The following is a 7,016-nucleotide window of genomic DNA, read 5'->3' on the forward strand; positions in this document are numbered from 1 at the left end:
CGACCGCTCACCGGTACCGACCGCGTCCCTCCACGTCGCGAAGCCGGTCGAGGACGCCGCCGTCGCCGACCGACGCGTACCCGACCTCAAACGCCTCGATCAGCGGGTCCGGGTCGGACGCCGTCGCGCGGACAGATCCCTCGAACACGTGGAGGTCCATCGCGTGGTCCTCCACGTGGCCGGTGTGGTAGGCGAGCCCGAAGTCGATGAGCGTCGCTCGCGAGCCGCCGTCTTCTCCTTGTTCGATCCGCACGTTCCGCGTGGTCGGGTCGCCGTGGACGATCCCCACGTCGTGAAGCCGCGCGAGGTGCCGACCCACGGACGCCACGCGCTCGGTCCCCTCGTCGAGAGCGGCGGCGAGGTCACGCTCACCGACGTGCTGGAGGGTCAGCGTCGCGTTCGGCACGTCCGCGTCGTCCAAAAGCGGCGTCGGCACCCCCGCCCGGCGCGCCTCGCTCGTCAGCCTGGCCTCCGCGACGGTCCGATCGCGCCTGAGCGTCCGGTCGAGTTCGGGATGGCGGTACGCCTTCGGGACGCGGCGCTTGATCACGCGGCGGTCGGCGGCGTCTCTTTCATCGCCGTCTCCCTCACCGCCCGCGACGATCTCCACCGTCGCCTCGGCGCCTCGCCGATCGGCGTCCGTCCCGTCGGCGCCCCCTCCGGGATCGCGTCCCCGAGCGACGGACTCCCCGTCTCGCCACGTCACCGGAACCTGATCCGGGCGGAAGTTCGGGTCGATCGCGGACTCCGAGATGGGGACCGTGTCGCCGGCCTCTGCCATCTTGGCGCCCAACACGGCGATCATCCCGGCGTTATCGCGAAGGAAGCGCGGCTCGGGAGCGTGGAACGTCGCGCCGCGGGCCGCACACATCGACGCCAACATCTCGCGGAGCCGATCGTTCTGTGCGACGCCGCCTCCCAACACGAGCTCGTCGGCGCCCGTCAGCGAGAGGGCGCGCTCCGAGACCTCCGTCAGCATCGCAAACACGTGTTCTTGCAGGGAAAAGCAGATCTCTTCGACCGGGATCCCGTCGTCGGACGCGTCGTTGGCGGCGGAGCTGATTCCGGAAAAGGAGAAATCCATCCCCTTGACGACGTACGGGAGATCGAGGAGGTCGTCCGAGCTGTCGGTCCCCTCGGCGTACCGCCGCGCCGCCGCTTCGACCTTCGGCCCACCGGGGTGATCCCAGCCGACGTGGCGGGTGAACTTGTCTATCGCGTTGCCGACGCCGGCGTCCATCGTCTCTCCGAGCACGCGGTAGCGCCCGTCGTGGTAGCCGAGCAGGTGGGCGTTCGCGCCGGAGGCGTTCAGACACACCGGGTTCTCGAAGCCCGAGCGATGGCGACCGATCTCCAGGTGTGCGACCATGTGGTTGACGCCGACGAGCGGCACGTCGAGCGCCCCCGCGAGCGACCGAGCGGCGGTCCCGACGATACGGAGACACGGGCCGAGTCCCGGCCCCTTCGAAAAGGCGACCGCGTCGATCGCGTCGGGCCCGTACTCGTCTTCGGCTGCCGTGAGGACCGCGTCGACGACCTCGGGGACCGCCTCGGACATGTGCTCGGCGGCCTCGCGCGGGTGAATGCCGCCGCTGTCCGGCTCGTACGGATTCGATTCGATGAGAACGGAGTCCGTCTCGGCGTCGTACAGGGCGGCGCTCGCGCACCACGCGGTTCCCTCGATGCCGAGAACGCGCATTCAGCTGGCGTTAGGCCTCTTCGGCGTCCGCGTCGCCCTCGCCGCCGATCTTGTTGCGTTCGAGCATGTACTCCTGCTCGACGTCGAGCGCGTCCTCCGCGCTGTCGTACACCTTCGCGTAGCCGACCGTTTTGCGCATGCCGAACTTCGTGTCCAGCTCGTGAACGACGACTTCCTCGGAGGCCTTGTCGAGCTTGGCCGCGAGCGAGTCGCGAACCGACAGACGGGAGGGGGTCGCCTCCTCGTGGGTCGTCTCGAATCGGATGTCCGTGCGGTGCAACATCGGGTTCTCTTCCTCGGAGATGATATCGACGTCCATGGTTCAGTTAGGCGTATATCCCCTCGAAAGCTGTAAAAGGATTTCGAAGCGGGGGTGCCGTCGAGCTTCGGTACTCGGTCGTCTTCGCCGGGATCCTACCGGTCTTCGTCAGGGACGCGGCCGATCGCCTTGTACGCCGCCTCGATGTCGCCGTCGAGCCCCTCGAAGAGCTCTCGGGCCTCCGCGCGGGACTCCGGCGTGACCGCGACGCGGACCATCCCTTCTCCCGGCTGGCCGTAGACGACGCTCGCGCCGTCGGGCGCGGCGAGGATCGCCGGCAGGGCGGCCAGATCCTCTTCGCCGGTCACCTCGATGATGACCGGGTCGGCGTCGGAGAGCGCCTCGCCGAGCGCCTCGAGGAGCTCCGCCGACAGCGACGCGGCGGGGTTCTCCACGGGGATCCGGCGGTCGTTCGCGGCCGCAAGTGCAGACTCGATCGCCGCGTCGACCGCCTCGCGTTCGGTCTTTCCGTCGATCAACGCGACGTCGGGAACGCGACCCGCCTTCCGCAGGTGGTAGGTGACGACGTCTCCCACCGCAATGATGGGGGCGTCGGGCGCGACCCGCTCGCCGCGGGTCTCAGCCGCGCCCGCGAGCAACTCGTCTGCATCCGTCGTCACCGGACCGAGCGGCTCTTTGAACGCGTCGCGCAGGGAGTCGGGAAGCGTGAGCATTGGTGTGAAAACGTGTCGTGGACGGTCGCCGTCTTAGCGGACCTTCAGCGCGTACGACCCGGCCTTCGTGACGTTCATTTCGTCCGCGATCTGACTTTCCTCGGGCCGGGTGATGATGACGTAGCCCGCCCAGTCCTCGGTGAGCGACGACGACCCGCAGTGCTCGCAGGTCTGGGAGTCGGGGTCGTTGACGTGGTGACACTCACGGCACGCCAGGCGGTCCTCGGCCATCAGTCGGCCTCCTCACCGGTCTGTTCGCGGTGAAGTCGTTGCCCCTCCAGCCACTCGTGTTTCCCGAGGCCCGGCTGTTTCGCGGTGAGCCCGATCTTCGAGTCGCGCGGGTTGCGCTCGTCGATACTCTTAGTTACCACACGCACCCGGACGGCGTCGTCGACGCCGAGGCTCTTGTCCGAATCCGAGGACGCGAGCTGCTGGTTCACCCCGTCGAACGTGAGGTACTCGTCGGTGATCTGCGAGACGTGGAGCAGGCCGTCGACCGGCCCGATCCCGACGAAGGCGCCGAACTCGACGGTCTCGACGACCGTGCCGTCGGCGACCTCCTGCATATCGGGGTCGTAGGTCAGGGCGTCGAACTCCGCCTCGTAGTAGACGCCGGGGCGGTTGTGCAACACCGCCCCGTCGCCGATGTCGTGGACCTCGATGACGCTCACGACGCTCCCCACGTCCTCGTCCATTCGTCCTTCCAGTTTGTCCTGCAGCAGGGCTTTCACCCGCTCGTCGGTGACGTCCGCCAGGTGTTTCGGCGGTACCTCGACCGTATCCTTGAGTCGAACTCGTTTGTACATATTCGTTGGTTGTCCGCGTCCGCTAGGGTTCCGTTATCGCCAGTGTGTTCCGACCCCTTAAACCGATTACTGGTGCGCCCGCCTCCAGCACCCGATTCGCCAGCGGTCGATCGTTGGTGACGACGCCGTCGACCCGGCCCTCGGTGGCCAGTTCGACGAGCGCGTCGTCGGCGTACGATTCTGCCGTCTCCACCGTCTCCGCCCGCGTCGCGAGGTCCGAACCCACGCTCGCCGCGGTCGCCTCCGCGCCGTTCCCGCCCTGCAGCCGGTCCAACTCCGACACGACCGCCGTCGGGACGACGACCTCGTAGGCGTCGAGGAGCCGATCGAGCTCCTCGAACAGTCGGAGGTCCGCCTCGACCGGCGCCATCAGCGCGCTCGCGTCGAGGGCGACGACCGGGGCGCCGTCGGGGGCGTCCCCCGCGAGGCCCTCTGTACGGGCATCGCCCGTGGGAGTCGGCTCCGGGCCGTCCGCGCGGGCGGTGTCGGTCACGCTACGAGAGCGTCCCGACGCCGATGAGCCGCCATCGCGCGCCGACGCGCCGGTTGATCGCGATCTGTGCGCCCTCCTCCGCGCAGACGGGGCGCTTGAGGCTCACCTCGCACTCGCCGTCGCGCGCGCTCGTCACCGCGCCGACCGTCGTCGCGGTGCCGACCGTGAGCATCAGCGGCTCACCGGTGGAGATTTCCTCGATGTCGCTCTCGCCGCTCTCGTCGTCTTCCTTACCGACGACGCGGTCGAGCAGGTCGACCTGCATCTCGAACTCGTTGCGCGTCGGCGGGAGCGTGCCGGGCTCACCGGCGACCTGTCCCGCGAGCGCGTCGCCCTTCGTCAGGCTCGGGTCGAGCCCGGTGCCGACGCCGAGCAGCCCGCCGGGCCGAGCGGACTCCACGTCGTTGCTGCCGGCCTGCAGCGAGCGCACCGCGGTTTCGAGGGGGCGCCACTCCGTCTGCCCCTCCTCGTCGACCTCGCGGCCCGGGCGGATCTCCAGCCCGTCGCCGACGGACAGCTCGCCGCTGACCAGCGAACCCCCCACGACGCCGCCCTTGAGGTCCGCCGCGGTCGCACCCGGGCGGTTGATGTCGAACGAGCGGGCCGCGTACATGCGGGCGCTCTCGCCGGGATCGCGGTCGGGCGTCGGGATCTCCGATTCGATCGCATCGATGAGGAGGTCCATGTTGACCTCCTGTTGCGCGGAGACGGGGACGATCGGCGCGTCTTCCGCGACGGTCCCCTCGACGAACTCCTGGATCTGCCGGTAGTTGTCGACGGCGCGGTCGCGGTCGACCAGATCGACCTTGTTCTGCGCGATGACGATGTTCTCGATCCCGATGAGATCGAGCGCCATCAGGTGTTCTTCCGTCTGGGCCTGCGGGACGTCCTCGGTCGCGCTCACGACCAGCACGGCGCCGTCCATGATCGAGGCGCCCGACAGCATCGTCGCCATCAGCGTCTCGTGGCCCGGGGCGTCGACGAACGAGACCGTTCGGAGCGGCTCGCTCTCGGAGCCGTCTTCGCACTCCTCGTCGACGGTGTAACACTCGGGCGCGTCGACGCCGGGACAGCGCCGGAACGTCGCGTCCGCGTACCCCAGCCGGATCGAGATACCGCGTTTCATTTCCTCGCTGTGCTGGTCGGTCCACGAGCCGGACAACGCCTGCACGAGCGTCGTCTTCCCGTGGTCGACGTGACCGACGAGACCGATGTTCACCTCCGGTTGTGTGTTGGCTTCAGTCACTGTTGGACCTCCTAACGGAGTAGTCTTACCGGAAATTCGCCCCGTGCGAGTGATAAAGTTGCTGTTATAGTGGCGAGAGATGGCCGCGTCCGGGGCGGCGACGACGCCGAGGTCGACGGCAGCGACGCGCCGAGAGCGATGCCCGGTCCGACGCCGCTTTAGGACCCACCGGCGTAGGTCGCCTCACAATGGGATACGCGTGCCCCGTCTGTGAGACCCCCCAGCGCGACGGCGAGCACCTCGCGCACCACCTCGCGTTCACGGCGATGTTACACGGCGACGACCACGAGGCGTGGCTCGACGACCGCGTCCCCGACTGGAGCGACCGCGAGCCCTCGGGGCTCGCGGCCGAGGTGACACCGCACGCCGAAGACGCCGAGTACCACGAGGTGTTCGAGGACACCGTCGATCGCGGGCGGCCCGACGTCGACCTCGGAGCGCACGACCGCGCGGGACACGGTCAGGCGGACCACGACCACGCGGATCACGCCAGTCACGATCACGCCGCGGGCGGCAGGTCCGGTGCCGTCGACGCGACCGGCGAGACCGATCCGGAGGTGGCCAGCGCGATCCGTGAGGCTCGCGAGATGGCCCGCGATGTCGAAGGCGGTGACGACGACGAGGAGACTGACGACGCCGCTGACACCCCCGACGATCCGTCCGCGTAACGGAACGCCCTTTTCAGTCGGCGGGGAACGATGGGTATGCACACTAAGGGAACGTTCGCCCCGGAGACCCGCGCCGACGCGCTCGAGTACTACGAGGACGTCGGCCCGGTCGCGCAGGTCGTCGTCCGCGAGGCGACGAAGGCGATGTCGTTCGGTGCCGAGGAGTACGACGAGCGGGTCACGCCCGAAGTGATCCGGACCGCGCGCGACGCGACGTTCGCCGAACTGCTCGCGGTTCACGTCGGCGAGGAGGAGGAGTTCGACGAGTGGCTCGCCGGAAGCGAGTTCGAGGAGGACGACGTGGTTCGAATCGGGTCAGACAACGTCGACAACGTCGTGTGGCACCCGATCCCCTTCGCCGACACCGTGATCGCGGCGACGTATCAGGAGGAACCCGACGCGGCCGCGGGCACCCTCCGTCGGAACGCCTTCGGGCGGGTCTACCGTGAGGAGTTCTACGAGTCCGGGCGGTAGACGAGACAGATTTCAGACGACACAGATCACAGACGGTACAGCCATCGCTGCTCGGTAGAAAAAACGGAGAATTCGTGCTGCGACAGCCGGGTCGGCGACTCCTGTGAGACGTCGACCACCTATCTTGATACAGCGAGAGAATCCCGCCGTTCACGGCGGGCGTGAATCGCGTACACTTCGATGAGAAACCGCACGTTACTGCTGGTCTTGAGTCTCCAACGTTTCGAGTCCTGCTTCTAACACCTCTGCATAGGCTTCCGAGAGGTCCAAATCGTTTGCTTCTGCGTAGTCTTTGACTCGGCCACCGAGCGTGTGTGAAATGTCGATGTTGGGCCGCATACGAAAAGACTTTAAGACTAAAAGTATAATAATCTGTTGTCGTGAAGCGTGCCAACTCATTTGTCGTGCGCCCGCTCACCGACGACGATGAGCAGGTGCTACGGGACTTGTTGGACGCTTCCGCCGCTCTCTGGAACGAGATCAATTACCAGCGCCTCATGCGCTACAACGACGAAGACGGCTTCGAGGGCGGCGTGTGGGACGCCGATACCGGCGCTCTGGAAGGGAAATACAAAGCCGTTCTCGGCGCGTCCACCGCCCAGACTGTCCGACGAGCAAACACCGAAGCATGGCGGTC

The 7,016-nt window shown here is 67.6% G+C and carries 9 protein-coding genes and 1 pseudogene; 3 read left to right on the forward strand and 7 right to left on the reverse strand.

Annotation, left to right across the window (positions count from 1 at the left end):
• Positions 1-7: 7 nt before the first annotated feature.
• From ACNS88_RS11470 to ACNS88_RS11500, 7 genes are all read right to left on the reverse strand, one after another.
• Entirely contained in the window at positions 8-1,699 is a 1,692-nt protein-coding gene (locus ACNS88_RS11470) for a bifunctional N(6)-L-threonylcarbamoyladenine synthase/serine/threonine protein kinase (protein ID WP_435097501.1), read from the reverse strand.
• Between the two features lie 10 nt (positions 1,700-1,709).
• Positions 1,710-2,018 carry a 30S ribosomal protein S24e gene (locus ACNS88_RS11475; RefSeq protein WP_004047156.1) on the reverse strand — a complete coding sequence of 103 codons (309 nt, stop codon included), beginning with the start codon at positions 2,016-2,018 and terminating at the stop codon, positions 1,710-1,712.
• A gap of 95 nt (positions 2,019-2,113) precedes the next feature.
• Positions 2,114-2,692 (reverse strand): GTP-dependent dephospho-CoA kinase family protein, encoded by a 579-nt coding sequence (locus ACNS88_RS11480; protein WP_435097504.1) that lies wholly within the window; start codon positions 2,690-2,692, stop codon positions 2,114-2,116.
• Between the two features lie 33 nt (positions 2,693-2,725).
• Positions 2,726-2,923: a transcription elongation factor subunit Spt4 gene (spt4, locus tag ACNS88_RS11485; protein ID WP_435097507.1), complete on the reverse strand. Its 198-nt coding sequence runs from the start codon at positions 2,921-2,923 to the stop codon at positions 2,726-2,728.
• Positions 2,923-3,498 (reverse strand): DNA-directed RNA polymerase, encoded by a 576-nt coding sequence (locus ACNS88_RS11490; RefSeq protein WP_435097510.1) that lies wholly within the window; start codon positions 3,496-3,498, stop codon positions 2,923-2,925. Before ACNS88_RS11490 ends, spt4 begins: the two co-directional genes overlap by 1 nt.
• 22 nt (positions 3,499-3,520) lie before the next feature.
• A complete protein-coding gene (locus tag ACNS88_RS11495; protein WP_435097513.1) occupies positions 3,521-3,991 on the reverse strand; it encodes a type II toxin-antitoxin system VapC family toxin in 471 nt (156 codons plus the stop codon).
• A 1-nt stretch (position 3,992) separates the two neighbouring features.
• The gene (locus tag ACNS88_RS11500; RefSeq protein ID WP_435097518.1) at positions 3,993-5,237 is read right to left on the reverse strand and encodes a translation initiation factor IF-2 subunit gamma; all 1,245 of its coding nucleotides are present in this window, start codon (positions 5,235-5,237) and stop codon (positions 3,993-3,995) included.
• Positions 5,238-5,425: 188 nt separating this feature from the next.
• Here ACNS88_RS11500 and ACNS88_RS11505 point away from each other — a divergent pair, with 188 nt between their 5' ends.
• The 3 genes and pseudogenes from ACNS88_RS11505 to ACNS88_RS11515 form a co-directional block, all read left to right on the forward strand.
• A complete protein-coding gene (locus ACNS88_RS11505) occupies positions 5,426-5,905 on the forward strand; it encodes a DUF5810 domain-containing protein (protein WP_435097529.1) in 480 nt (159 codons plus the stop codon).
• A gap of 36 nt (positions 5,906-5,941) precedes the next feature.
• Positions 5,942-6,379, forward strand: a complete 438-nt coding sequence (locus ACNS88_RS11510) for a DUF5809 family protein (protein WP_435097532.1) — start codon at positions 5,942-5,944, stop codon at positions 6,377-6,379.
• Between the two features lie 380 nt (positions 6,380-6,759).
• A pseudogene (locus tag ACNS88_RS11515) lies at positions 6,760-7,016 on the forward strand (RNA-guided endonuclease TnpB family protein); the annotation flags it as partial.

The sequence above is a fragment of the Halorubrum shenae genome (genome assembly GCF_051194165.1).
Taxonomy (GTDB): domain Archaea; phylum Halobacteriota; class Halobacteria; order Halobacteriales; family Haloferacaceae; genus Halorubrum.

What these genes read in the sequence shown, in the direction of transcription:
- ACNS88_RS11510 (WP_435097532.1), top strand. Translation starts at nt 5,942, where the DNA reads ATGCACACTAAGGGAACGTTCGCCCCGGAGACCCGCGCCGACGCGCTC.
- ACNS88_RS11490 (WP_435097510.1), bottom strand. Translation starts at nt 3,498, where the DNA reads ATGTACAAACGAGTTCGACTCAAGGATACGGTCGAGGTACCGCCGAAA.
- spt4 (WP_435097507.1), bottom strand. Translation starts at nt 2,923, where the DNA reads ATGGCCGAGGACCGCCTGGCGTGCCGTGAGTGTCACCACGTCAACGAC.
- ACNS88_RS11505 (WP_435097529.1), top strand. Translation starts at nt 5,426, where the DNA reads ATGGGATACGCGTGCCCCGTCTGTGAGACCCCCCAGCGCGACGGCGAG.
- ACNS88_RS11475 (WP_004047156.1), bottom strand. Translation starts at nt 2,018, where the DNA reads ATGGACGTCGATATCATCTCCGAGGAAGAGAACCCGATGTTGCACCGC.
- ACNS88_RS11470 (WP_435097501.1), bottom strand. Translation starts at nt 1,699, where the DNA reads ATGCGCGTTCTCGGCATCGAGGGAACCGCGTGGTGCGCGAGCGCCGCC.
- ACNS88_RS11480 (WP_435097504.1), bottom strand. Translation starts at nt 2,692, where the DNA reads ATGCTCACGCTTCCCGACTCCCTGCGCGACGCGTTCAAAGAGCCGCTC.